The 22045-nt window shown below is 59.3% G+C and carries 20 protein-coding genes; 6 read left to right on the top strand and 14 right to left on the bottom strand.

Features of this window, described 5'->3' with window-relative positions; translation table 11 throughout:
- Positions 1–7 precede the first annotated feature (7 nt).
- Together hcaD and K5R89_RS16805 are read left to right on the top strand one after the other, a co-directional pair.
- Complete coding sequence (hcaD, locus tag K5R89_RS16810) at positions 8–1210, top strand: phenylpropionate dioxygenase ferredoxin reductase subunit (protein WP_050533267.1); 1203 nt, start codon at positions 8–10, stop codon at positions 1208–1210.
- 101 nt (positions 1211–1311) lie between these two features.
- Positions 1312–1734 carry a DoxX family protein gene (locus tag K5R89_RS16805; protein ID WP_023290656.1) on the top strand — a complete coding sequence of 141 codons (423 nt, stop codon included), beginning with the start codon at positions 1312–1314 and terminating at the stop codon, positions 1732–1734.
- Positions 1735–1789: 55 nt separating this feature from the next.
- Here the strand turns inward: K5R89_RS16805 and glyA are convergent, their stop codons facing one another.
- On the bottom strand, positions 1790–3043 hold the full coding sequence (gene glyA / locus K5R89_RS16800; protein ID WP_002914027.1) for a serine hydroxymethyltransferase: 1254 nt from the start codon (positions 3041–3043) through the stop codon (positions 1790–1792).
- Positions 3044–3368: 325 nt separating this feature from the next.
- Here glyA and hmpA point away from each other — a divergent pair, with 325 nt between their 5' ends.
- Entirely contained in the window at positions 3369–4559 is a 1191-nt protein-coding gene (gene hmpA, locus K5R89_RS16795) for an NO-inducible flavohemoprotein (protein WP_048298024.1), read from the top strand.
- A 74-nt stretch (positions 4560–4633) separates the two neighbouring features.
- Here the strand turns inward: hmpA and glnB are convergent, their stop codons facing one another.
- The 5 genes from glnB to purL all read right to left on the bottom strand — a co-directional run bounded on the left by glnB (position 4634) and on the right by purL (position 12979).
- Entirely contained in the window at positions 4634–4972 is a 339-nt protein-coding gene (glnB, locus tag K5R89_RS16790) for a nitrogen regulatory protein P-II (protein WP_002914032.1), read from the bottom strand.
- Between the two features lie 65 nt (positions 4973–5037).
- Positions 5038–6375, bottom strand: coding sequence for a two-component system response regulator GlrR (gene glrR / locus K5R89_RS16785; RefSeq protein WP_050533268.1), 1338 nt, complete (start codon positions 6373–6375; stop codon positions 5038–5040).
- Positions 6362–7048 carry a two-component system QseEF-associated lipoprotein QseG gene (gene qseG / locus K5R89_RS16780; RefSeq protein WP_049013880.1) on the bottom strand — a complete coding sequence of 229 codons (687 nt, stop codon included), beginning with the start codon at positions 7046–7048 and terminating at the stop codon, positions 6362–6364. Before qseG ends, glrR begins: the two co-directional genes overlap by 14 nt.
- Positions 7049–7077: 29 nt before the next feature.
- Complete coding sequence (locus K5R89_RS16775; RefSeq protein WP_072420910.1) at positions 7078–8499, bottom strand: HAMP domain-containing sensor histidine kinase; 1422 nt, start codon at positions 8497–8499, stop codon at positions 7078–7080.
- 592 nt (positions 8500–9091) lie between these two features.
- Positions 9092–12979 carry a phosphoribosylformylglycinamidine synthase gene (purL, locus tag K5R89_RS16770; protein ID WP_064157320.1) on the bottom strand — a complete coding sequence of 1296 codons (3888 nt, stop codon included), beginning with the start codon at positions 12977–12979 and terminating at the stop codon, positions 9092–9094.
- Positions 12980–13154: 175 nt separating this feature from the next.
- Between purL and mltF the strand changes: the two genes are divergently transcribed.
- Entirely contained in the window at positions 13155–14771 is a 1617-nt protein-coding gene (gene mltF, locus K5R89_RS16765) for a membrane-bound lytic murein transglycosylase MltF (protein WP_032453733.1), read from the top strand.
- Here the strand turns inward: mltF and tadA are convergent.
- Positions 14768–15277, bottom strand: a complete 510-nt coding sequence (gene tadA, locus K5R89_RS16760; protein WP_023290663.1) for a tRNA adenosine(34) deaminase TadA — start codon at positions 15275–15277, stop codon at positions 14768–14770. The genes mltF and tadA overlap by 4 nt on opposite strands.
- 62 nt (positions 15278–15339) lie before the next feature.
- A complete protein-coding gene (gene yfhb, locus K5R89_RS16755; protein WP_017900418.1) occupies positions 15340–15975 on the bottom strand; it encodes a phosphatidylglycerophosphatase C in 636 nt (211 codons plus the stop codon).
- A 211-nt stretch (positions 15976–16186) separates the two neighbouring features.
- On the opposite strand from yfhb, the gene K5R89_RS16750 reads away from it, so the two are divergent.
- Together K5R89_RS16750 and K5R89_RS16745 are read left to right on the top strand one after the other, a co-directional pair.
- A complete protein-coding gene (locus tag K5R89_RS16750) occupies positions 16187–17035 on the top strand; it encodes a MurR/RpiR family transcriptional regulator (protein WP_023290664.1) in 849 nt (282 codons plus the stop codon).
- A 56-nt stretch (positions 17036–17091) separates the two neighbouring features.
- Positions 17092–17352 (top strand): YfhL family 4Fe-4S dicluster ferredoxin, encoded by a 261-nt coding sequence (locus K5R89_RS16745; protein WP_023290665.1) that lies wholly within the window; start codon positions 17092–17094, stop codon positions 17350–17352.
- Between the two features lie 12 nt (positions 17353–17364).
- Here K5R89_RS16745 and acpS read toward each other — a convergent pair whose 3' ends face one another.
- From acpS to lepB, 6 genes are all read right to left on the bottom strand, one after another.
- The gene (acpS, locus tag K5R89_RS16740) at positions 17365–17745 is read right to left on the bottom strand and encodes a holo-ACP synthase (RefSeq protein WP_004201835.1); all 381 of its coding nucleotides are present in this window, start codon (positions 17743–17745) and stop codon (positions 17365–17367) included.
- Positions 17745–18476 carry a pyridoxine 5'-phosphate synthase gene (gene pdxJ, locus K5R89_RS16735; protein ID WP_023290666.1) on the bottom strand — a complete coding sequence of 244 codons (732 nt, stop codon included), beginning with the start codon at positions 18474–18476 and terminating at the stop codon, positions 17745–17747. Before pdxJ ends, acpS begins: the two co-directional genes overlap by 1 nt.
- Positions 18477–18487: 11 nt before the next feature.
- Positions 18488–19225, bottom strand: coding sequence for a DNA repair protein RecO (recO, locus tag K5R89_RS16730; RefSeq protein WP_087826960.1), 738 nt, complete (start codon positions 19223–19225; stop codon positions 18488–18490).
- Positions 19226–19236: 11 nt separating this feature from the next.
- Positions 19237–20142: a GTPase Era gene (era, locus tag K5R89_RS16725; protein ID WP_023290667.1), complete on the bottom strand. Its 906-nt coding sequence runs from the start codon at positions 20140–20142 to the stop codon at positions 19237–19239.
- A complete protein-coding gene (gene rnc / locus K5R89_RS16720) occupies positions 20139–20819 on the bottom strand; it encodes a ribonuclease III (RefSeq protein WP_002914065.1) in 681 nt (226 codons plus the stop codon). Before rnc ends, era begins: the two co-directional genes overlap by 4 nt.
- 249 nt (positions 20820–21068) lie before the next feature.
- Positions 21069–22043: a signal peptidase I gene (gene lepB / locus K5R89_RS16715; RefSeq protein WP_004201827.1), complete on the bottom strand. Its 975-nt coding sequence runs from the start codon at positions 22041–22043 to the stop codon at positions 21069–21071.
- Positions 22044–22045: the final 2 nt, after the last annotated feature.

Raw genomic sequence — 22045 nt, 5'->3', positions numbered from 1 at the left:
AGTGATGATGAGCGAACCGATGATTGCCATTATCGGCGGTGGACAGGCCGGGGCGATGGCCGCCGCGGCCCTCCGCCAGCAGGGTTACCAGGGTCCCCTGCACCTGTTTTCTGATGAACCCCATTTACCGTATGAGCGCCCGCCGCTGTCGAAAGCGATGCTGCTGGATGCAGATCCGCAGCGACAGCCGGTGCTCCCCGCCAGCTGGTGGCAGGACAACAACGTCCAGCTGCATCTCGGTGTGACGCTGCGCGATATCGATCGTCAGGCGCAGAGCCTGACGCTGGCAGACAATCGCGTCTTTCACTGGCGACAACTGCTGCTGGCGACCGGAGCCGCCGCCAGGCCGCTGCCGCTGCTCGACGCGCTGGGGGAACGTTGCCTGACCCTGCGACACGCCGGCGATGCTGCGCGTCTGCGCGCGGCGCTGCAGCCAGGGAGCGAGGTGGTTATCGTCGGCGCAGGCACCATCGGCCTGGAGTTGGCCGCCAGCGCTATTCAGCGCGGCTGTCGCGTCACGGTGGTGGAGCAGGCGTCGACGGTGATGGGTCGCAACGCCCCGCCGCCGGTCCGCGATTACCTGCTGGCCCGCCATCGCCAGGCCGGGGTACGGGTGCTGTTGAACCGCGCCATCGAACAGGCGGAACAGGGAACCCACCTCACCCTCACTTTACAGAGTGGCGAAACCCTGCGCGCCGGGACGGTCGTATATGGCATTGGCATCGTGGCTAACGATGCTCTCGCGCGCCGCGCCGGGCTGGAGACCGACAATGGCATCGTCGTGGATGCCGACGGCAGGACCTCGGACCCGGCTATTTTTGCCGCCGGCGACGTCACGCTGACGCGGCAATCAGATGGTTCGCTGTCGCGCGTCGAGAGCTGGGAAAATGCCAATATCCAGGCGCAGATTGCCGCTGCGGCCATGCTTGGCAAACCACGCCCCGCCAGGGCGCCAGGCTGGTTCTGGACCGATCAGTACGAAGATAACCTGCAGTTTATTGGCGATATGCAGGGCGAAAAGTGGTGGTGTCGGGGAGCGCCCGCCGATCGCAAAGCGATCTGGTTCCAGCTGCGTGACGGCGTGTTAACCGGCGCGGTCACCCTCAATCACGGTCGCGAGATCCGCACGCTACGCAAGCTCATCCAGAGTGGTCAAGCGGTGAACGCCGAAACGCTATGCGATGAAAGCGTCCCGTTAAAAACGCGGTAATTTCGTTGTTCTGCGGACCGGGGATGTTGCCAGAACTAACGTGGCGGGAAGCAAAAACGTGTATTACGTTTAAAGGACACTTCTCTCATAACGAGCTGATTATGAACACACTCCGCTATTTTGATTTTGGCGCGTCCCGCTCTCTGCTACTGCTTATCGCCCGCATCGCCGTGGTAGTTCTGTTTATTCTTTTTGGCTATCCCAAACTGCTGGGCTTTGACGGTACGGTGCAGTACATGGCCGCCTCCGGCGCGCCGATGCCGACCCTGGCGGCGATTATCGCCGTCATTATGGAAGTGCCTGCCGCCATTTTAATTGTGCTGGGCTTTTTCACCCGCCCGCTGGCGGTCATCTTTATCTTCTACACCCTGGGCACCGCGGTGATTGGCCATCACTACTGGGATATGACTGGCGATGCGGTATTGCCGAACATGATTAACTTCTGGAAAAACGTCAGCATCGCCGGCGCTTTCCTGCTGCTGGCGGTAACCGGGCCCGGAGCGATTTCGCTCGACCGCCGCTAATCCCCAGACGCAAAAAAGGCCGCAAACGCGGCCTTTTTGATGTCAACGCTATCGCTTACGCATAAACCGGGAAGCGGGCGCAGATATCCAGGACTTTGCCTTTCACGCGCTCAATGACCGCGTCGTCATTGATATTGTCCAGCACATCACACATCCAGCCAGCCAGCTCTTTGACTTCCGCTTCTTTAAAGCCGCGGCGAGTCACTGCCGGAGAACCGATACGGATACCGGAGGTTACGAACGGGCTCTTCGGATCGTTCGGCACGCTGTTTTTGTTGACGGTGATGTTGGCGCGGCCCAGGGCAGCGTCAGCTTCTTTACCGGTCAGATTTTTATCCACCAGGTCCAGCAGGAACAGATGGTTCTCAGTACCGCCAGACACCACTTTGTAGCCGCGGTTCAGAAACACTTCCACCATTGCTTTGGCGTTTTTCGCAACCTGCTGCTGGTAAACTTTAAACTCTGGCTCCATCGCTTCTTTCAGCGCCACCGCTTTCGCCGCGATAACGTGCATCAGCGGGCCGCCCTGCGCGCTTGGGAATACCGCAGAGTTCAGTTTCTTGTACAGCTCTTCGCTACCGCCTTTCGCCAGGATCAGGCCGCCGCGCGGACCCGCCAGGGTTTTGTGGGTGGTGGTGGTCACGACGTGAGCATGCGGAACCGGGTTCGGATACACGCCAGCGGCAATCAGGCCTGCCACGTGCGCCATATCGACAAACAGGTATGCGCCGATGCTGTCAGCGATTTCACGCATTTTTGCCCAGTCAACGATACCGGAGTAAGCGGAGAAACCACCGATGATCATCTTCGGTTTATGTTCCTGAGCCTGCTTCGCCATGTCGTCATAGTCAATTTTGCCGGACTCATCAATACCGTAAGGGATGATGTTGTACAGTTTGCCGGAGAAGTTAACCGGAGAGCCGTGAGTCAGGTGGCCGCCCTGCGCCAGGTTCATCCCCAGCACGGTATCGCCCGGCTGCAGCAGCGCGGTGTAGACGGCAAAGTTAGCCTGGGAGCCGGAGTGCGGCTGGACGTTAGCATAGTCAGCGCCGAACAGCTCTTTCGCGCGGTCGATAGCCAGCTGCTCAACCACGTCGACATATTCGCAGCCGCCGTAGTAACGCTTGCCCGGATATCCTTCAGCATATTTGTTGGTCAGCTGAGAGCCCTGCGCCTGCATCACGCGCGGACTGGTGTAGTTTTCGGAGGCGATCAGTTCGATGTGCTCTTCCTGACGTACTTTTTCCTGCTCCATAGCCTGCCACAGTTCGGCATCATAATCGGCAATGTTCATTTCACGCTTTAACATCCGCATCTCCTGACTCAGCTAACAATAAAATTTCGGCCTAAAAAGGCGGTCCGATTGGACAACGGCCCACAGTATAACCGAATCATTCTGTGATAACAGGTCTTGACAAAGGATTTTACGCAAACGTTTGGCTCCGCATGACACAAGGCTTTGAGCAATAACGCCTCTCTCAGTATCAACGGATTTCTTTTCAGGATTGTGATGCAAATTCTTCATGTTGTAACTGCAACGGCGGAAAGTGTTAAAGAACCATTTACAACGCAGGGTTATTTACTTAAGATGCATTTAAAATACACCATTAAGGTAACACACAAGGAAGCACGCTATGCTCGACGCTCAAACCATCGCTACGGTCAAAGCCACCATCCCCCTGCTGGTAGAGACTGGACCAAAATTAACCGCCCATTTCTACGATCGTATGTTTGCGCATAACCCGGAGCTCAAAGAGATCTTCAATATGAGCAACCAGCGCAACGGCGACCAGCGAGAAGCGTTGTTCAACGCCATTGCCGCCTACGCCAGCAATATCGATAACCTGCCCGCCCTGCTGCCGGCGGTGGAAAAAATCGCCCAGAAACACACCAGTTTCCAGATCAAACCGGAGCAGTACAACATCGTGGGCAGCCATCTGCTGGCGACCCTCGATGAAATGTTCAGCCCGGGTCAGGAAGTCCTTGATGCCTGGGGGAAAGCTTACGGCGTGCTGGCGAACGTCTTTATCGGCCGCGAAGCCGAGATCTATCAGCAAAACGCCAGTAAAACCGGCGGCTGGGAAGGGACCCGCGCGTTCCGCATCGTGAAGAAAACCCCGCGCAGCCAGCTTATCACCAGCTTTGAGCTCGAGCCGGTCGACGGCCAGCCGGTCGCCGATTACCAGCCTGGCCAGTATCTGGCCATCTGGCTGAAGCCGGAAGATTTCGAATATCAGGAAATTCGCCAGTACTCCCTGACCCGCAAAGCGGACGGCAAGGGCTACCGCATCGCGGTTAAACGCGAAGAAGGCGGCCAGGTTTCCAGCTGGCTGCATAACCATGCCAGCGAAGGCGATGTGGTCTATCTCGCGGCGCCGGCCGGGGACTTCTTCCTTAACGTTGAGCCGCAGACGCCGGTCACTCTGCTCTCCGGCGGCGTCGGGCAAACGCCGATGCTGGCGATGCTGGATGCGCTGGCGAAGAGCCGCCATCAGGGTCAGGTGAACTGGTTCCATGCGGCAGAGAACGGCGACGTGCACGCCTTCGCGGACGAAGTTAAAACGCTGGGTGAAACCCTGCCGAAGTTTACATCTCACGTCTGGTACCGCAGCCCGAGCGAAGCGGACCGTGAATCCGGCGCGTTTGATAGCGAAGGTTTGATGGATTTAACGGCCCTGGCCGGCAAGATCGGCGACCCGCAAATGCAGTTCTATCTCTGCGGCCCGGTGGCGTTTATGCAGTTTGCCGCGAAGCAGCTGGTAGATCTGGGCGTGAGCAGCGGCAACATTCATTACGAATGCTTCGGGCCGCATAAGGTGCTGTAAGCCCCGACGACGCGGGGATTTGTAGGCCGGGTAAGCGCAGCGCCACCCGGCAATACTGCAGCGAGCGGCGAGCGTTAAATCGCCGCGTCGTCTTCTTCGCCGGTACGGATACGAATCACGCGCGCGACATCAAAGACAAAGATTTTACCGTCACCGATTTTGCCGGTCTGCGCGGTACGGATGATGGTATCCACACAGGTATCGACGATATCGTCGGTCACCACGATTTCAATTTTCACTTTCGGCAGAAAATCCACCATATACTCCGCGCCGCGGTAGAGTTCGGTGTGCCCTTTCTGGCGGCCAAAGCCTTTCACTTCCGTTACCGTCATCCCGGTGATGCCGACTTCGGCCAGCGCTTCACGCACGTCATCCAGTTTGAAAGGTTTAATAATCGCATCAATCTTTTTCATGGTGTTCCTGTCTTAGTCGCGTAACCGGTTGCTTACCGTATCATAACTTGCGCTATGTTGCGGAGCTACTCTTTAAAGTCGTTGGCGTCGAGCTCATGGCGCGACAGCAGCTTATAGAATTCAGTGCGGTTGCGTCCAGCCATCCGCGCGGCGTGGGTGACGTTGCCCCTGGTAATCTGCAGCAGCTTGCGCAGGTAGTTCAGCTCAAACTGATTGCGCGCCTCCACGAAGGTCGGCAGGGCGGTGTTCTCGCCCTCCAGCGCCTGCTCCACCAGCGCATCGCCGATCACCGGCGACGAGGTCAGGGCCACGCACTGCTCAATCACGTTCACCAGCTGGCGCACATTGCCCGGCCAGTTGGCGGCCATCAGCCGCTTCATCGCATCGCTGGAAAACGCCCGAACGAACGGCTTATGGCGATCGGCGGACTGACGCAGCAGATGGTTGGCCAACAGCGGAATATCTTCCGTGCGTTCGGAGAGCGGCGGGATCTTCAGGTTAACCACATTGAGGCGATAGAACAGATCTTCGCGAAACTCGCCGCGGGCCATCGCCTTCGGCAGGTCGCGGTGGGTGGCGGAGATGATCCGCACGTTGATCTCGATATCGCGGTTGCTGCCGAGCGGGCGTACCTTACGCTCCTGCAGGACGCGCAGCAGCTTCACCTGCAGGGCGACCGGCATATCGCCGATCTCATCGAGAAACAGCGTACCGCCTTCAGCGGCCTGGAATAACCCTTCGCGGTTGCTGACCGCGCCGGTAAAGGCGCCCCGCGCATGGCCGAACAGTTCGGACTCGAGCAGCTGTTCCGGCAGCGCGCCGCAGTTAATCGCCACGAACGGCTTGTCATGACGCGGGCTGGCGTTGTGGATCGCCTGGGCGACTATCTCCTTCCCGGTCCCGCTCTGGCCGTTAATCAGCACGCTAACGTCGGATTGCGCCACCATCCCGGCCTGCTCGAGCAGGCGCAGCATCAGCGGGCTGCGGGTGACAATGGCCTGACGCCAGGCTTCGTCGGTGGCTGGCGAGCGCTGCTCCAGCGCCTCATCAATGGCTTGATACAAGGCGTCTTTATCAACCGGCTTAGTCAGGAAGCTGAAGACGCCCTGCTGGGTGGCCGCCACCGCGTCGGGGATCGAGCCATGGGCGGTGAGAATGATCACCGGCATGCCGGGCTGCCCCTTCTGGATCTCACTGAACAGCTGCAGACCGTCCATTTCATCCATCCGCAGATCGCTAATCACCAGATCCACCTTCTCACGCCCCAGCACGCGCAGCGCTTCCGGGCCGCTCTCGGCGGTGACCACGCTATAGCCTTCGCTGATCAGGCGCATGCCCAGCAGCTTCAGCAGCCCCGGATCGTCATCCACCAGCAGCAAACGCGCCGGTTTACGGATCGTCATGGATCACCTCCGGCACTTTTTCGCTGCCGAAATTGCCGCCCGGCTTGCGGCTGGAGAGCTGGCGTTCAATATCGGTCAGATTCTCCAGCTTACGGGTGGTCAGCTCCAGCTGTTCGCGCAGCGACTGCTCCTGCTGGCGCAACGTCTCCAGCTCGCTATCGCTGGACTGCTGAAGCTTCGCGTAGCGGGCTCGCTCCTCCACCAGCTGCAGCTGACGGGTCTGCCCGTCGCGCCAGAGCTGATACAGCGGGCGGACCTGAACGGCGATTTGCGGGCTGAAGGTGTCGAGACGCGCCACCAGCTCGCGGCGCTCGTCAGGGGTAATTTTGGCATCGGCAAGCAGAATGCCGCGGCGGAACGCGTCCTGCCAACTGTCGTCGGTATGGCGTTTCGCCTCCGCTCGCGCCTGCGCCGGCGCGAGACGATCGGCGCAGTCAATGCCCCGCAGCCAGTAGAGGGGGTTTTTGTCGCTGGCATCGCTGCTGTGCGCCCAGATATCGGCGCAGTCCACCGCGACAAAATCGGCCACCTGATGCTGCGCCTGCCCGGGGGCGGCGGCACCTTCCGCACTATGCGGCGAGAAGCCGGCGGAACACCCCGCCAGCGTCAGACAAGCAATGCCTGAGAGCAGCCATCCGCTAAGGGAACGGCGCCAGGCCAGGAATTGGGACATAGTTCCCCGATATCGATTCATTAGTTGGATTATTCCGGCGCTGAGGGAAGCGTAATGCGAAAACAGACCTGCCCGGCGGGGGCGTCAACCAGACTGAGCTCCCCTTGCATCTGACGGACGCAGTCGCGGGCGATGCTTAACCCCAGTCCACTGCCTTTCACGGCCCCTTTACGCTGGTGACTCCCCTGGTAAAAGGGCTCAAAAATCATATTCTTTTCCGCGGCCGGGATCGGTTCGCCGCTGTTGGCGACATCAATACGCACCTGCTCTCCGTGCCGGTAGCTATGGATACGAATGTTACCGGATTCAGCGCCATAGTGCACCGCATTGGAGTAGAGATTATCCATTACGCTTATCAATAGCGCAGGCTCTGCCAGACAATGCCGCGCCTGCAGCGCCAGCTCGGTATGCATCAGTTTAGCCCGCGCGGGCAAACTGTGCGCCGCCACGACGTTTTCCACCAGCTCCACCAGGTCCACTTCTTCCCGGGCTACCGGGCCGTCGGCCTGTTTGCGGTTGTAGTCCAGCAGCTGTTCAATCAGCTTTTGCAGGTTGCGGCTGCTGCTGTCGAGGATCTCGACGATCTCCTGCTGCTCCGGCGTCAGCGGCCCGGCGACACGGTCGGCCAACAGCTCGGTGCCTTCACGCATACTGGCCAGCGGGGTTTTCAGCTCATGCGACAGATGGCGAAGAAACTGATGTCGCTGCGACTCCAGCCATGCCAGGCGCTCGCTGAGCCAGATAATGCGCTTGCCCACCGAGCGCAGCTCGCGCGGGCCGGTAAACAATGCCGCGTCGTCCAGCGACTTCCCAGCCCCCAGCTGGTTGATCATTCTTTCGATGCCTTTCACCGGGCCGATGATCATGCGGGTAAAAAGCAGCACCAGCGCCAGGCTCAGCAGAAACAGCACCAGCGCCTGCCAGCCGAAAAACTGGCCGCGCTCGGCAATCTCCTGCTGCAGCTGCTGGCCGCGGGAATAGACCACCGCCCGGGTCGCCTGGACCATGTCGCTGTTATTACTGGCGAACACTTCCAGTCTGGCGGCTGCCTGGGCGTCGGGGCCGCTGTTGTTACACTGCAGCTGCGCCAGATCGCTGACATCCTGGCGCAGCGCCTGCCAGAGCTTCTCGTCCGGCAGCACGCCGGCGTGCGCGTCCAGCATCTGGCTGTAGCGCTGCCGCTGGTTTTGATAGACGCGCGCCAGCGTCGGATCGTCCAGCACGCAGTACTGGCGATAGCTGCGCTCCATCTCAAGCGCGGCATTGATCATCGCCTCGCTGCGGCGGGCATCGACCAGCGTAGTGCGGTTGATATGCGCCGCCTGGGCGCTGAGGGCATTGAGGCTCTGCCAGGCCTGCCAGGCCAGCACCAGCAACGGCAGCAGGATCAGCACAAAGGAGAGCGTCACCAGTTGACGCAGCGAACGGGGAAAAAGAGAGAGTCGCTTCAAGGGTGTGGTCTCAATCATTAGCTCTGGTCGATGCTAACTGAGGAGCGCGGCGGAGAAAAGCGATACCCGTCGCCACGGCGCCGCAGAAACAACAAAGCCAGGCGCAAGGCCTGGCTTTGTTGAGAAATGAGGCGGTGCCTTACTCGACGTTTCGCCCGATGTCTGATAAAGCCAGGCTGTTATCAGGAGTTGGACGGCAGGCACCTGTTTGTGCGTCATTCGAAGTTTATGTAGCGCGTCCCGAAGGGGCTGACATAAGAAGGTGAATGAGCCACTGGTTAATATTATGCATGAACTATGCCATCTTTCAAAACATTTTATTAACACGTTGATATATATGACTTTCACCATAAAATCCAACCATTCCAGCGCTGTATACTTTTCATCCATGATGTCGCCGATTAGCGACACTAAATATGCCCCAGGTTACTCATCATTTAAATCAATAACTTAAGTGTCGCCTTTTGGCGACACTGCAATATGCCAGTTGTCGGTGATTCCCGACACCCTGGCGTGCTGGCCGTCACAGATAAAAAAAAGCCCCCTGCCTGAGCAGGGGGCCGATACGTTCGCGAGACACGCTTCGGGAAGATTAACCCAGCTGTTTACGCGCGTTGCGGAAGATACGCATCCACGGGCTGTCTTCGCCCCAGTTTTCCGGGTGCCAGGAGTTGCTTACGGTGCGGAAGACGCGTTCCGGGTGCGGCATCATGATGGTCGCGCGCCCGCTTTCGCTGGTCACCGCGGTGATACCGTTCGGGGAACCGTTCGGGTTCGCCGGATAGGTTTCGGTCACTTTACCGAAGTTATCCACGAAGCGCAGCGCCACCAGACCTTTGCTCTCCAGCTGGGCCAGATGCGCGCTGTCGCGCACTTCCACCTGCCCTTCGCCGTGGGAGACCGCAATCGGCATCTGTGAGCCAACCATGCCTTCCAGCAGCAGAGACGGGCTTTGCGTCACTTCCACCAGGCTGAAGCGCGCTTCAAAGCGGTCAGACTGGTTGCGCACAAAGCGCGGCCACAGGTCGCTGCCCGGGATCAGCTCGCGCAGGTTGGACATCATCTGACAGCCGTTGCACACGCCGAGCGCCAGGGTCTGCGGACGATGGAAGAAGGTCGCGAACTCATCGCGCACGCGCTCGTTGAACAGAATCGACTTCGCCCAGCCTTCGCCTGCCCCCAGCACGTCGCCGTAGGAGAAGCCGCCGCAGGCCACCAGGGCATGGAAATCGCCCAGACCGGTGCGGCCCGCCAGCAGGTCGCTCATATGCACGTCGATGGCGTCAAAGCCGGCGCGATGGAAGGCTGCCGCCATTTCAACGTGAGAGTTCACCCCCTGCTCGCGCAGGACGGCCACTTTCGGACGCGCGCCGGTGGCAATGTACGGCGCGGCGACGTCGTCATTAATATCAAACGAGAGCTTCACATTAAGGCCCGGATCGGCGTCGTTGGCTTTCGCCTCGTGCTCCTGATCGGCGCAGGCCGGGTTGTCGCGCAGACGCTGCATCTGCCAGGTGGTTTCCGCCCACCACATGCGCAGGGTGGTGCGGCTTTCGCTAAACACCGTCTGACCGCTGGCGGTCAGCACGAAGCGATCGCCCTCGACCGCTTTACCGAGGTAATGCACGCAGTCCGCCAGGCCGTTAACCGCCAGAATGGCTTCCACTGCCTCACGGTCTGCGGCGCGGACCTGAATCACCGCCCCCAGCTCTTCGTTGAACAGCGCCGCCAGACGGTCGTCGCCCAGCGCGGCGATATCCGCTTCCAGTCCACAGTGGCCGGTAAAGGCCATTTCCGCCAGGGTGACCAGCAGGCCGCCGTCGGAGCGGTCGTGGTAGGCCAGCAGTTTACGCTGCGCCACCAGGGCCTGCATCGCATCCCAGAAGCCTTTCAGCTGCGCGACATCGCGCACGTCAGCCGGCTTGTCGCCGAGCTGGCGATAGACCTGCGCCAGCGCCGTCGCGCCCAGCGCGTTGTGCCCTTTACCGAGGTCGATCAGCAGCAGGGCGTTATCTTCCGTCGAGAGCTGCGGCGTGACGGTATGACGAACATCTTCGACACGGGCGAAGGCGGAGATCACCAGCGACAGCGGAGAGGTCATCTCACGCTGCTCGCTGCCTTCCTGCCAGCGGGTTTTCATCGACATTGAGTCTTTGCCGACCGGAATGGTCAGGCCCAGCGCCGGGCACAGCTCTTCGCCCACCGCTTTCACCGCCTCATACAGACCCGCGTCTTCGCCCGGGTGGCCGGCGGCGGCCATCCAGTTAGCCGACAGCTTCACGCGGTTCAGCTCGCCAATCTGCGTGGCGGCGATATTGGTCAGCGCTTCGCCAACCGCCAGACGGCCGGAGGCGGCGAAGTCCAGCAGAGCAACCGGGGCGCGCTCGCCCATCGCCATCGCTTCGCCGTAGTAGCTGTCGAGGCTGGCGGTGGTGACCGCGCAGTTGGCCACCGGGATCTGCCACGGGCCGACCATCTGGTCGCGGGCGACCATGCCGGTCACGGTGCGGTCGCCGATGGTCACGAGGAAGGTTTTCTCGGCCACCGTCGGCAGGTGCAGAACGCGATTAACCGCATCGGCGATGGTAATCGGTTGGCGATCCAGCGCGCTGCCCTGGGCTTTCAGGGTCTGCACGTCACGGGTCATTTTCGGCGTTTTGCCAAGCAGGACGTCCAGCGGCAGATCGATCGGCTGATCGTTAAAGTGGCTGTCGCTCAGGCTCAGGTGCTGCTCGGCGGTGGCTTCGCCGATAACCGCATAAGGCGCGCGCTCGCGGCGGCACAGCTCGTCGAACAGCGGCAGTTGCTCCGGGGCGACCGCCAGGACATAACGTTCCTGCGATTCGTTACACCAGATCTCCAGCGGGCTCATGCCTGGCTCATCGCTCAGGATATCGCGCAGCTGGAATTTACCGCCGCGGCCGCCGTCGCTGACCAGCTCCGGCATGGCGTTGGAGAGACCGCCGGCGCCGACGTCGTGGATAAACAGGATCGGGTTGGCGTCGCCCAGCTGCCAGCAGCGGTCGATCACTTCCTGACAGCGACGCTCCATTTCCGGGTTGTCACGCTGGACGGAGGCGAAATCGAGGTCGGCATCGGACTGGCCGGAGGCCATGGAAGACGCCGCGCCGCCGCCGAGGCCGATGTTCATCGCCGGACCGCCCAGCACGATCAGCTTCGCGCCGACGGTAATCTCGCCCTTCTGCACGTGCTCGCCGCGGATGTTGCCGATACCGCCGGCCAGCATGATCGGTTTGTGGTAGCCGCGCAGCTCTTCACCGTTATGGCTGGTGACTTTCTCTTCATAGGTGCGGAAGTAGCCGTTCAGCGCCGGGCGACCAAATTCGTTGTTAAACGCCGCGCCGCCCAGCGGGCCTTCGGTCATGATGTCCAGGGCGGTGACGATGCGATCCGGCTTGCCGAAATCTTCTTCCCACGGCTGTTCGAAGCCCGGGATGCGCAGGTTGGAAACCGAGAAGCCCACCAGGCCCGCTTTCGGCTTCGCGCCGCGGCCGGTGGCGCCTTCATCGCGGATTTCGCCGCCGGAGCCGGTTGCCGCGCCCGGCCATGGGGAGATGGCCGTCGGGTGGTTATGGGTTTCCACCTTCATCAGAATGTGCGCCGGCTCCTGATGGAAGTCATAGCGTCCGGTCTGGTGGTCGGCAAAATAGCGCCCCACTTCAGACCCTTCCATCACCGCGGCGTTGTCTTTATAGGCCGACAGGACGTAGTCCGGCGTTTTTTCGAAGGTGTTTTTGATCATTTTGAACAGCGACTTCGGCTGCTGTTCGCCGTCGATGATCCAGTCGGCGTTGAAAATTTTGTGACGACAGTGCTCTGAGTTCGCCTGGGCGAACATATACAGCTCGATATCGTTCGGATTGCGTCCCAGACGGGTAAAGGCGTCCTGCAGGTAGTCAATTTCGTCATCTGCCAGCGCCAGCCCCAAACGGAGGTTGGCGTCAATCAGCGCCTGACGCCCTTCGCCCAACAGGTCAACGCTGGTCACCGGCGTCGGCTGATGGTGAGCGAACAGCTTTTCGCCCGCTTCCAGCGCGTCGAAGACGCTCTCCATCATGCGGTCGTGCAGTTCCGCCGCCACCGCGGCCCACTGCGCTTCGGTCAGGGTCGAGGCTTCAACATAATACGCCACGCCGCGCTCCAGACGCACAACCTGAGCCAGGCCGCAGTTATGGGCGATATCGGTAGCTTTAGAAGACCAGGGAGAGATGGTGCCAGGGCGAGGGGTCACGAGCAGTAATTTACCGGTCGGGGTATGGCTGTTTAAGCTCGGGCCATACTTAAGCAGTCGCGCCAGGCGCTCGCGATCGTCAGCGCTCAGCGGGGCGTTCAGATCGGCAAAATGAATATACTCGGCATATATGGCGCTTACCGGAAGGTTGGCCGCCTGAAATCGTGCCAGCAGTTTATTAATACGGAATGCCGACAGTGCAGGTGAACCACGCAAAATTTCCATCATAAGTCTCTCGTCTTCGAAGCTTTCAGGGTGAGCCAGGGGGGGAAACGGGCGTCATTATAGTGAATCCTGCGCCCCGACGAAACCGTTTGCGTAGAAATAAAATCATTGATGCTGTTTATCAATAAATGTGACGTCCATCGCGAATAAGTTGCCAACTGGCGCATTCTTAAGCAGAATGCCGCTCATTCGACGACAACCTTGCGTTTTTTCCGGACATCGCCTGCTGAGGAACCTGAAGCTGCAGAAGATTAACGCGCTGAAAAAATTAAAGATTAATTATCTGCTCATCGGCATTGTCACCCTTTTGCTGGCGGCTGCCCTGTGGCCGTCGATCCCCTGGTCCGGTAAACCGGAGAACCGGGTGGCGGGCATTATCGCTCGCGGCGAGCTACGCATCAGCACCATCAACTCGCCGATGACCTTCGCCACCATGAACAATAAAACCTTCGGCCTGGACTACGAACTGGCGAAGCAGTTTGCCGACTACCTCGGCGTGACGCTTAAGATAACCGTCCGCCAGAACATCAGCCAGCTGTTTGACGACCTCGACGACGGTCAGGCCGATATGCTGGCCGCCGGGCTGGTCTATAACCAGGAGCGGGTGAAAAACTACCAGGCCGGCCCTGGCTACTACTCCGTTTCCCAACAGCTGGTCTATCGCGTCGGCAATACCCGGCCGCGCAGCCTCGCGGCGCTGACCGCCGAGCAGCTCGCCATCGCCCCGGGTCACGTGGCGATCAACGACCTGCAGGTACTGAAAGCGGAGAAATACCCGGATCTTGCCTGGCGCGTGGACGAAAAGCGCGGCACCACCGCGCTGATGCAGGCGGTGATTGACGGCAAACTCGATTACACCATCGCCGACTCGGTGGCCGTCAGCCTGTTCCAGCGCGTCCATCCGGAGCTGGCGGTAGCCCTCGATATCACCGACGAACAGCCGGTCACCTGGTTCAGCGCCCGGGACGACGATAATTCGCTGTCGGCGGCGATGCTTGATTTCTTCAACAATATTAATGAAGACGGCACCCTGGCGCGCCTGGAAGAGAAGTACCTCGGCCACGGCAACGATTTCGATTATGTCGATACCCGCACCTTCCTGCGCGCGGTGGAAAACATTCTTCCGGAGGTGCAGCCGCTGTTTGAAAAGTACGCCCGCGAGATCGACTGGCGCCTGCTGGCCGCCATCGCCTGGCAGGAATCCCACTGGGATCCGCAGGCCACCTCGCCTACCGGCGTGCGCGGCATGATGATGCTTACGCGTAATACGGCGCAGAGTCTGGGGCTGACTGACCGGACCGATGCGGCGCAGAGTATCGACGGCGGTATGCGCTATCTCCAGGATATGATGGATAAAGTGCCGGATTCGATCCCGAAAGATGAACGCATCTGGTTTGCGCTGGCCGCTTACAATATGGGCTATGCCCATATGCTGGACGCCATGGCGCTCACCCGCAAACAGAAAGGCAATCCCAACAGCTGGGCAGACGTTAAGCTGCGTTTACCCCTGCTGAGCCAGAAACCCTATTACAGCAAACTTAAATACGGCTATGCCCGCGGCCATGAGGCCTACGCCTATGTGGAAAACATCCGCAAATATCAGATAAGCCTTGTCGGCTATTTGTCAGAAAAGGAGCGCCAGCAGCAGCAAACGCTGGCCCTGGCGGAGGATTACCCGGCGGTGCTCCCCAATGAGCTCGAACAGCCGCAGGAGACCACCCTGCCCTTTTTCAAGTTTCGCGCCGATAAACAGATGGATAATGCCCGGATGAAACTCCCCGGCCACCTGTATTAACTTTCCCCGTTCTGCTCCCGGGCTTTCTTCAGCGCTTTTTTCTCTTCCCGCCGCCAGCGGAAGAAGTCGCTCAGCATGGCAGAGCAGGATCCCGCCAGCACGCCTTCGCTAATCTCAACCCGATGGTTCATTCCCGGGTGGTGCAGAACATCCATCAGCGAGCCGGCGGCGCCGGTCTTGGCATCCCTGGCGCCAAACACCAGGCGGGCGATACGGCTGTGCACCATCGCGCCCGCGCACATCACGCAGGGCTCGAGGGTCACGTACAGCGTGGCGTCGATCAGGCGATAGTTTTGCAGCACCAGCCCGCCCTGGCGTAAGGCCATAATTTCCGCATGGGCGGTGGGGTCGTGACGGCCTATCGGCCGGTTCCAGCCCTCGCCAATGACCTGATTGTTATGCACCAGCACCGCGCCCACCGGCACCTCGCCCTCTTCCCAGGCGCGCTTCGCCAGCGTCAGGGCATGACGCATCCAGTATTCATCATTGAGTTCGAGGTCAGACACAGCGGCCACTCCAGCAGAAAAAGCGGGGCGCATTATACATGGGAGCTATCAATTACACACTATTACTCCAGTTGCTGCAGCTCTCCCTGCGGGGTGACCCGCCAGCGATGCTGGCAAAAGCCGAGCAATGGGTTATCCTGCTCGCTATCGCTATAGCCGCTATACAGCTGCAGCGGAGCGCCAATCTTTTTCTCCAGCTGCACCACCTTTTCATGGCCCAGGCAGCGCAGGGTCAATACCCAGCCGCCCCAGCGGCGCGCGGTGCGGCTGGCTATCAGATTCACCCTCGGCAGCCAGAGGGTATCGCGATAGACCTGTTCCACCAGCGACTGCGGCGAGCCGGTGATCAACCAGACGTCGGCATCGGTACTGGTCAGGTAGGCCGTCAGCCGCGCATGAACCACCGGAAACGCCGTCACATGATGACGAAACCAGCCGACAAACTCCGCTTCCAGCCGCTTCAGTACCGCCTCGCGACGGCCAAAGGTTGACGCCCACAGCAGCAGGCTCATCGGCCAGCGCGCCGCCCGCCCGCACACCGCCAGCCCGGCAAGGATCGCCGGCCCCATCGCCACCACCAGCAGCAGGTTCAGCGGCAGATGGCGCAGCAGGTAGCGCAGAAAACTGCCGAACATATCCTGTTGATGCAAGGTTCCGTCCAGATCGAAAAACACCACTCTCCGTTCACTGTGCTGCAAACTGCCTCCTTCTCTCAGGATTCGCTTCTCGTTAGGGTAAGCTTAACAGTCTTATGCCAAGAAGAGGGAAAACATCCCTGCCGTTAAGGAAGAATTAAATTAGCAGGCGAAGGAAAAATTGTGGCTTATGAATTTTTAATTCGTGGTATACCCCTTATAATCGAATAAAAATTCTGTCAGACACGAGCCGGACGGCTCCAGCGGAGCTCCAATGAACTGTTTAACGCGTATTCGTCAGCGCTATCCCACCCTGGCGGCGAGCGACAAAAAGTTGGCCGATTTTATTCTGAGCCAACCCGATGACACCCGGCACCTCAGCTCGCAACAGCTGGCGGTGGAAGCCGGTGTGAGTCAGTCCAGCGTGGTTAAATTTGCCCAGAAACTGGGGTTCAAAGGCTTTCCGGCGCTGAAGCTGGCGCTGAGTGAAGCGCTGGCCAGCAGCCCGGATCCGCACTCCGTTCCGGTACATAACCACATTCGCGGTGACGACCCGCTGCGTCTGGTGGGCGAGAAACTCATTAAAGACAATGTCGCCGCCATGCATGCCTCGCTGGACGTCAACACTGAAGAGACGCTGCGGGAAGCCGTCACGCTGCTGCGCAACGCCCGGCGGGTGATCGTCACCGGGATTGGCGCGTCCGGCCTGGTAGCGCGTAACTTTAGCTGGAAGCTGATGAAGATCGGCGTTAATGCTGTTTCGGAGCAGGATATGCACGCCCTGCTGGCGACGGTGCAGGCCATGTCCAGCGACGATCTGCTGCTGGCGATCTCTTACTCCGGCGAGCGTCGGGAGATCAATATGGCGGCCGGTGAAGCGCTGCGCGTGGGCTCCAGGATCCTGGCGATCACCGGCTTTAGCCCTAACGCTCTGCAGCAGCAGGCGACCCACTGCCTGTACACCATCGCCGAAGAGCAGGCGACGCGCAGCGCGGCCATCTCTTCCACCAGCGCGCAAATGATGCTCACCGACCTGCTGTTTATGGGGCTGGTGCAGCAGGATCTGGAGCGGGCGCCGGAGCGCATTCGCCATAGCGAAGCGCTGGTGAAAAAGCTGGTCTGAGCAGAAAATGGGCGTATAATGCCCGCCCTGTTTGTGTTGTTTCTGAGATTTTCCTGATGGCGCTGTTAATTACCAAAAAATGCATCAACTGCGATATGTGCGAGCCGGAGTGCCCTAATGAGGCCATTTCGATGGGTGACAGCATTTATGAAATTAACAGCGACCGCTGCACCGAATGCGTGGGCCATTACGACACGCCCACCTGCCAGAAGGTGTGCCCGATCCCAAATACCATTCTGAAAGATCCGGCACACGTCGAGAATGAAGAACAGCTGTGGGATAAATTCGTCCTGATGCACCACGCGGATAAAATTTAACCGCTTCCCGGCTTAGCTTTCGACAATCACCGTGGCGCAGGCGTAATGGCGCTCATCGGCGAGCGTGACATGAATATGGCTCACCCCCAGTCGTTCCGCCAGCCGTTGCGCCTCACCCCATAGCCGCAGCTTCGGCTTGCCCAGCTCATCGTTGTAAACTTCGAACTGATTAAAGGCCAACCCGTTGCGGATCCCGGTCCCCAGCGCTTTCGCCGCCGCTTCCTTGACCGCAAAGCGTTTCGCCAGGAAACGCACCGGCTGCTGGTGCTGCTCCCAGATGCTCCATTCATGGTCGCTCAGCACCCGGCGGGCAAGGCGATCGCCGCTGCGGGCGATCACCGCCTCGATGCGGGCGATCTCGACGATGTCGGTACCCAGCCCGAGGATGGCCATTAGCCGCGCGCTTCCAGCATCAGACGTTTCATTTCCGCCACCGCCTCTTTCAGGCCGCTCATTACCGCCCGGCCAATAATCGCGTGGCCGATATTCAGCTCATGCATTTCCGGCAGCGCAGCAATCGCTTTCACGTTGTGATAGGTCAGACCGTGACCCGCATTGACCTTCAGGCCGAGGCTGGCGGCGTAAGTGGCCGCTTTGGCAATACGTTCCAGCTCCTTCGCCTGCTCGGCGTCGGTTTTAGCATCGGCATAGCAGCCGGTGTGGATTTCGATATAGGGCGCGCCAACGTCAGCTGCCGCTTTGATCTGCGCTTCATCCGCATCGATAAACAGGGAGACCTGGATGCCAGCATCCGCCAGGCGTTGACAGGCATCACGCATCTTGTCGCGCTGGCCGGCCACGTCCAGTCCGCCTTCGGTGGTCACTTCCTGACGCTTCTCCGGCACCAGGCAGCAGAAATGCGGTTTGGTTTCGCAGGCGATCGTCAGCATCTCTTCGGTGACCGCCATTTCAAGGTTCATGCGGGTGTGCAGCGTCTGGCGCAGGATACGCACATCGCGATCGGTGATATGGCGGCGGTCTTCGCGCAGATGCACGGTTATGCCGTCGGCGCCGGCCTGTTCGGCAATGAAAGCCGCCTGAACCGGATCCGGGTAAGCGGTGCCGCGGGCGTTACGCAAGGTCGCGATATGGTCAATATTGACCCCTAACAATAATTCAGCCATGACTATCCTCGTTAATCATTATTCGTATTATCCGCTCGCGCCTTTCGCGCGGGCATAAACTGGCGAAACAATTCCCGGCTCTTGAGCGGTTTGCCGCCGAGATAGGGCTTCAGGGCGATACGGGTAAAGCGCTTCGCGGCGCGCAACGTATCAACATCAGGAAACTCGCGACTCGCCAACGCTTTCAAATGGTGCCCGGTAAACGTGTTGTTATCAATCACCAGGCTGGCAATAAAGCCTTTTTCTTCGCGATAGCGGTAGGTCATGGTGTCGTCCACCGGCTCGCCGCTCCCGGCACAGTGGAGAAAATCCACGCCATAGCCCAGGTGTCCGAGCAGCGCCAGCTCAAAGCGCCGCAGCGCAGGCTCCGGCGAGCCGCTGGCCCCGGCGAGCGCCTGAATGCAGTGCAGATAGTCAAAAAAGAGTTCGGAGAAGCGCGTTTCGTGCTCAAGCACGCGGGAGATAAGCTCGTTAACGTAAAGACCGCTGTAGAGGGTGATGCCGCTGAGCGGCAGCGCCAGCGAGACAGCTTCCGCGCTGCGCAGGGTTTTGACTTCGCCGCGGCCGCCGAAGCGAACCAGCAAGGGGGTAAAGGGCTGTAAAGCGCCTTTAAGATTCGAGCGTTTGGAGCGTGCGCCCTTGGCAACCAGGCGCACGCGACCGGATTCTTCCGTGAAGACGTCCAGCATCAGGCTGGTTTCGCTCCACGGTCGGCTATGCAGGATAAAGGCGCGCTGCCATCCATCCACGTTGCGTTAACTCAGAGGTCGTCAACATAACCGAGACTGCGCAGGGCGCGCTCGTCATCGGCCCAGCCGGATTTCACTTTGACCCACAGCTCGAGGTGCACCGGCGCTTCAAACATCTCCTGCATGTCCTTACGCGCTTCGATGCCGATGGTTTTGATTTTGGCGCCTTTGTTGCCAATCACCATCTTCTTCTGCCCTTCACGCTCGACAAGGATCAGGCCGTTGATGTCGTAACCGCCACGCTCGTTGGTCACGAAACGTTCGATTTCCACGGTGACGGAGTACGGTAGCTCAGCGCCGAGGAAACGCATCAGTTTTTCACGGATGATTTCGGAAGCCATAAAGCGCTGAGAACGATCGGTAATATAATCTTCCGGGAAGTGGTGGATCGCTTCCGGCAGATGCTTACGCACGATCGACGCGATGGTGTCGACGTTGGTCCCCGTTTCCGCCGACATCGGCACGATATCAAGGAAGTTCATCTGGCTGGCGAGGAACTGCAGATGCGGTAACAGATCCGCTTTTTCCTGCACGTTATCCACTTTGTTGACCGCGAGGATCACCGGCGCTTTGGCGTCGCGCAGCTTGTTGAGCACCATCTCGTCGTCCTGCGTCCAGCGGGTGCCTTCCACCACGAAGATGACCAGCTCAACATCGCCAATAGAGCTGCTGGCCGCTTTGTTCATTAAGCGGTTAATGGCGCGCTTTTCTTCCATATGCAGGCCCGGGGTATCGACGTAAATCGCCTGATACGGCCCTTCGGTATGGATGCCGACGATGCGGTGACGGGTGGTCTGCGCTTTACGGGAGGTGATCGAGATCTTCTGCCCAAGCAGCTTATTCAACAGCGTGGATTTGCCAACGTTTGGACGACCCACGATGGCGACAAACCCACAATAACTTTTTTCTTCGCTCATTCCAGCTCCAGCTTTTTCAGCGCCTGTTCGGCGGCAGCCTGCTCCGCCTTACGACGGCTGGAACCTGTGCCAACCACCGGTTCACTCAGGCCACTGACCTGGCAGTGGATAGTAAATTCCTGATCGTGCGCTTCGCCACGCACCTGGACTACCAGGTAGGACGGCAGCGGCAGATGACGACCCTGCAGATACTCCTGCAGACGCGTCTTCGGATCCTTTTGCTTATCGCCCGGGCTGATTTCGTCCAGACGAGTCTGGTACCAGGAGAGGATTAAGCGTTCAACGTTCTGAATATCACTGTCGAGGAAAACCCCGCCAATCAACGCTTCAACGGTGTCCGCGAGAATCGATTCGCGACGGAAACCGCCGCTTTTCAGTTCGCCCGGCCCGAGGCGCAAGCATTCGCCCAATTCAAACTCGCGGGCGATTTCCGCCAGCGTGTTGCCGCGCACCAGCGTCGCGCGCATACGGCTCATGTCGCCTTCATCCACGCGAGGAAAGCGATGATACAGCGCATTAGCGATCACGAAACTTAAAATGGAGTCGCCTAAAAATTCCAGGCGCTCATTATGTTTGCTGCTGGCACTGCGGTGAGTTAATGCCTGTTGCAACAGCTCCTGATGATGAAAAGTGTAGCCCAGCTTTCGTTGAAGCCGATTAATTACGATGGGGTTCATGCGTTACCAATAAATGAATGCGTCAAAGATGCAGCACACGAAACCGACCTGAGCATACGCTTCAAACAGTAAGTTGAAACAGACCAATACGCTTTCGTGTGCAGTGTCACCCGGCAGAGCGACAACCAAAAACTTCGGGGGGATATTCTATACGCAACGACACGGGATGTCGTTAGTTTGAATGGATTTAAATACTAAATAATTCGCGCCGCTGCGATAACAGCAGCGGCGTGAATTCAGCAGATGAAATTAATGAATTCCACCAATGCGCGATAACCGCACGCCGGTCGGCCATTCACCTTCCTGCTTTTCAAAACTCATCCAGATAGCGGTGGCCTTCCCGACCAGGTTTGCTTCCGGCACAAAGCCCCAGTAACGGCTGTCGGCGCTGTTATCCCGGTTGTCGCCCATCATGAAGTACTGACCCGGCGGCACAATCCAGGTGGCCAGCGGCAGACCGCTCTGATGGTAATACATGCCAGCCTGATCCTGAGCAATCGGCACCATCAGAATACGATGCGTGACGTCGCCCAGCGTCTCCTGACGCTCGGTGAGGCGAATGCCGTCGGCTTTGGTTTCGCCCTTCGGCAGCTGCCAGAAACCGCTGCTCGCTTCGCCGCCGTTGCTGCGGGAGAAGGTCTGAACGAAATCGCTCGGCTCCACGTTGGAGTAAGTCACCGGCAGCGCGTTGCCGCAGGCCTGTCCGGAGCTGCAGCCCGGCTGAATAGTGACCTGCTTGGCAATCGGATCGTAGGTGACTTTATCCCCCGGGAGCCCCACCGCGCGCTTGATGTAGTCCAGGCGCGGGTCTTCCGGATATTTAAACACCACGATGTCGCCGCGCTTCGGATGACCCGTCTCGATCAGCGTTTTCTGGTAGATAGGATCTTTAATGCCGTAGGCAAATTTCTCCACCAGGATGAAATCGCCAATCAGCAGAGTCGGCATCATCGAACCTGACGGGATCTGGAACGGCTCATAAATGAATGAACGTACCACCAGAACGATCGCCAGCACCGGGAAAACCGATGCGCCGGTTTCCAGCCAGCCCGGTTTCGGGCCGACTTTCTTCAACGTCTTTTTGTCCAGCTGCTCGCCGGTCGCTGCCTGAGCAGCGGCCTGACGCTCACGACGTTTCGGTGCAAAAATGAACTTGTCCAGGCACCATAAAACGCCCGTCACCAGGGTTGCAATCACCAGGATCAGGGCAAACATGTTCGCCATGC

The organism is Klebsiella sp. TF21-TM (assembly GCF_019753495.1).
Taxonomy (GTDB): domain Bacteria; phylum Pseudomonadota; class Gammaproteobacteria; order Enterobacterales; family Enterobacteriaceae; genus Klebsiella; species Klebsiella quasipneumoniae.
The sequence above is the reverse complement of the archived record's forward strand: the minus strand, read 5'-3'. Positions and strand labels throughout refer to the sequence as shown.

Excerpts from the sequence above, each read along its gene's own strand:
- hcaD (WP_050533267.1), top strand. The coding sequence starts at position 8 with ATGAGCGAACCGATGATTGCCATTATCGGCGGTGGACAGGCCGGGGCG.
- K5R89_RS16805 (WP_023290656.1), top strand. The coding sequence starts at position 1,312 with ATGAACACACTCCGCTATTTTGATTTTGGCGCGTCCCGCTCTCTGCTA.
- glyA (WP_002914027.1), bottom strand. The coding sequence starts at position 3,043 with ATGTTAAAGCGTGAAATGAACATTGCCGATTATGATGCCGAACTGTGG.
- hmpA (WP_048298024.1), top strand. The coding sequence starts at position 3,369 with ATGCTCGACGCTCAAACCATCGCTACGGTCAAAGCCACCATCCCCCTG.
- glnB (WP_002914032.1), bottom strand. The coding sequence starts at position 4,972 with ATGAAAAAGATTGATGCGATTATTAAACCTTTCAAACTGGATGACGTG.
- glrR (WP_050533268.1), bottom strand. The coding sequence starts at position 6,375 with ATGACGATCCGTAAACCGGCGCGTTTGCTGCTGGTGGATGACGATCCG.
- qseG (WP_049013880.1), bottom strand. The coding sequence starts at position 7,048 with ATGTCCCAATTCCTGGCCTGGCGCCGTTCCCTTAGCGGATGGCTGCTC.
- purL (WP_064157320.1), bottom strand. The coding sequence starts at position 12,979 with ATGATGGAAATTTTGCGTGGTTCACCTGCACTGTCGGCATTCCGTATT.
- mltF (WP_032453733.1), top strand. The coding sequence starts at position 13,155 with ATGCCGCTCATTCGACGACAACCTTGCGTTTTTTCCGGACATCGCCTG.
- K5R89_RS16750 (WP_023290664.1), top strand. The coding sequence starts at position 16,187 with ATGAACTGTTTAACGCGTATTCGTCAGCGCTATCCCACCCTGGCGGCG.
- K5R89_RS16745 (WP_023290665.1), top strand. The coding sequence starts at position 17,092 with ATGGCGCTGTTAATTACCAAAAAATGCATCAACTGCGATATGTGCGAG.
- acpS (WP_004201835.1), bottom strand. The coding sequence starts at position 17,745 with ATGGCCATCCTCGGGCTGGGTACCGACATCGTCGAGATCGCCCGCATC.
- pdxJ (WP_023290666.1), bottom strand. The coding sequence starts at position 18,476 with ATGGCTGAATTATTGTTAGGGGTCAATATTGACCATATCGCGACCTTG.
- era (WP_023290667.1), bottom strand. The coding sequence starts at position 20,142 with ATGAGCGAAGAAAAAAGTTATTGTGGGTTTGTCGCCATCGTGGGTCGT.
- rnc (WP_002914065.1), bottom strand. The coding sequence starts at position 20,819 with ATGAACCCCATCGTAATTAATCGGCTTCAACGAAAGCTGGGCTACACT.
- lepB (WP_004201827.1), bottom strand. The coding sequence starts at position 22,043 with ATGGCGAACATGTTTGCCCTGATCCTGGTGATTGCAACCCTGGTGACG.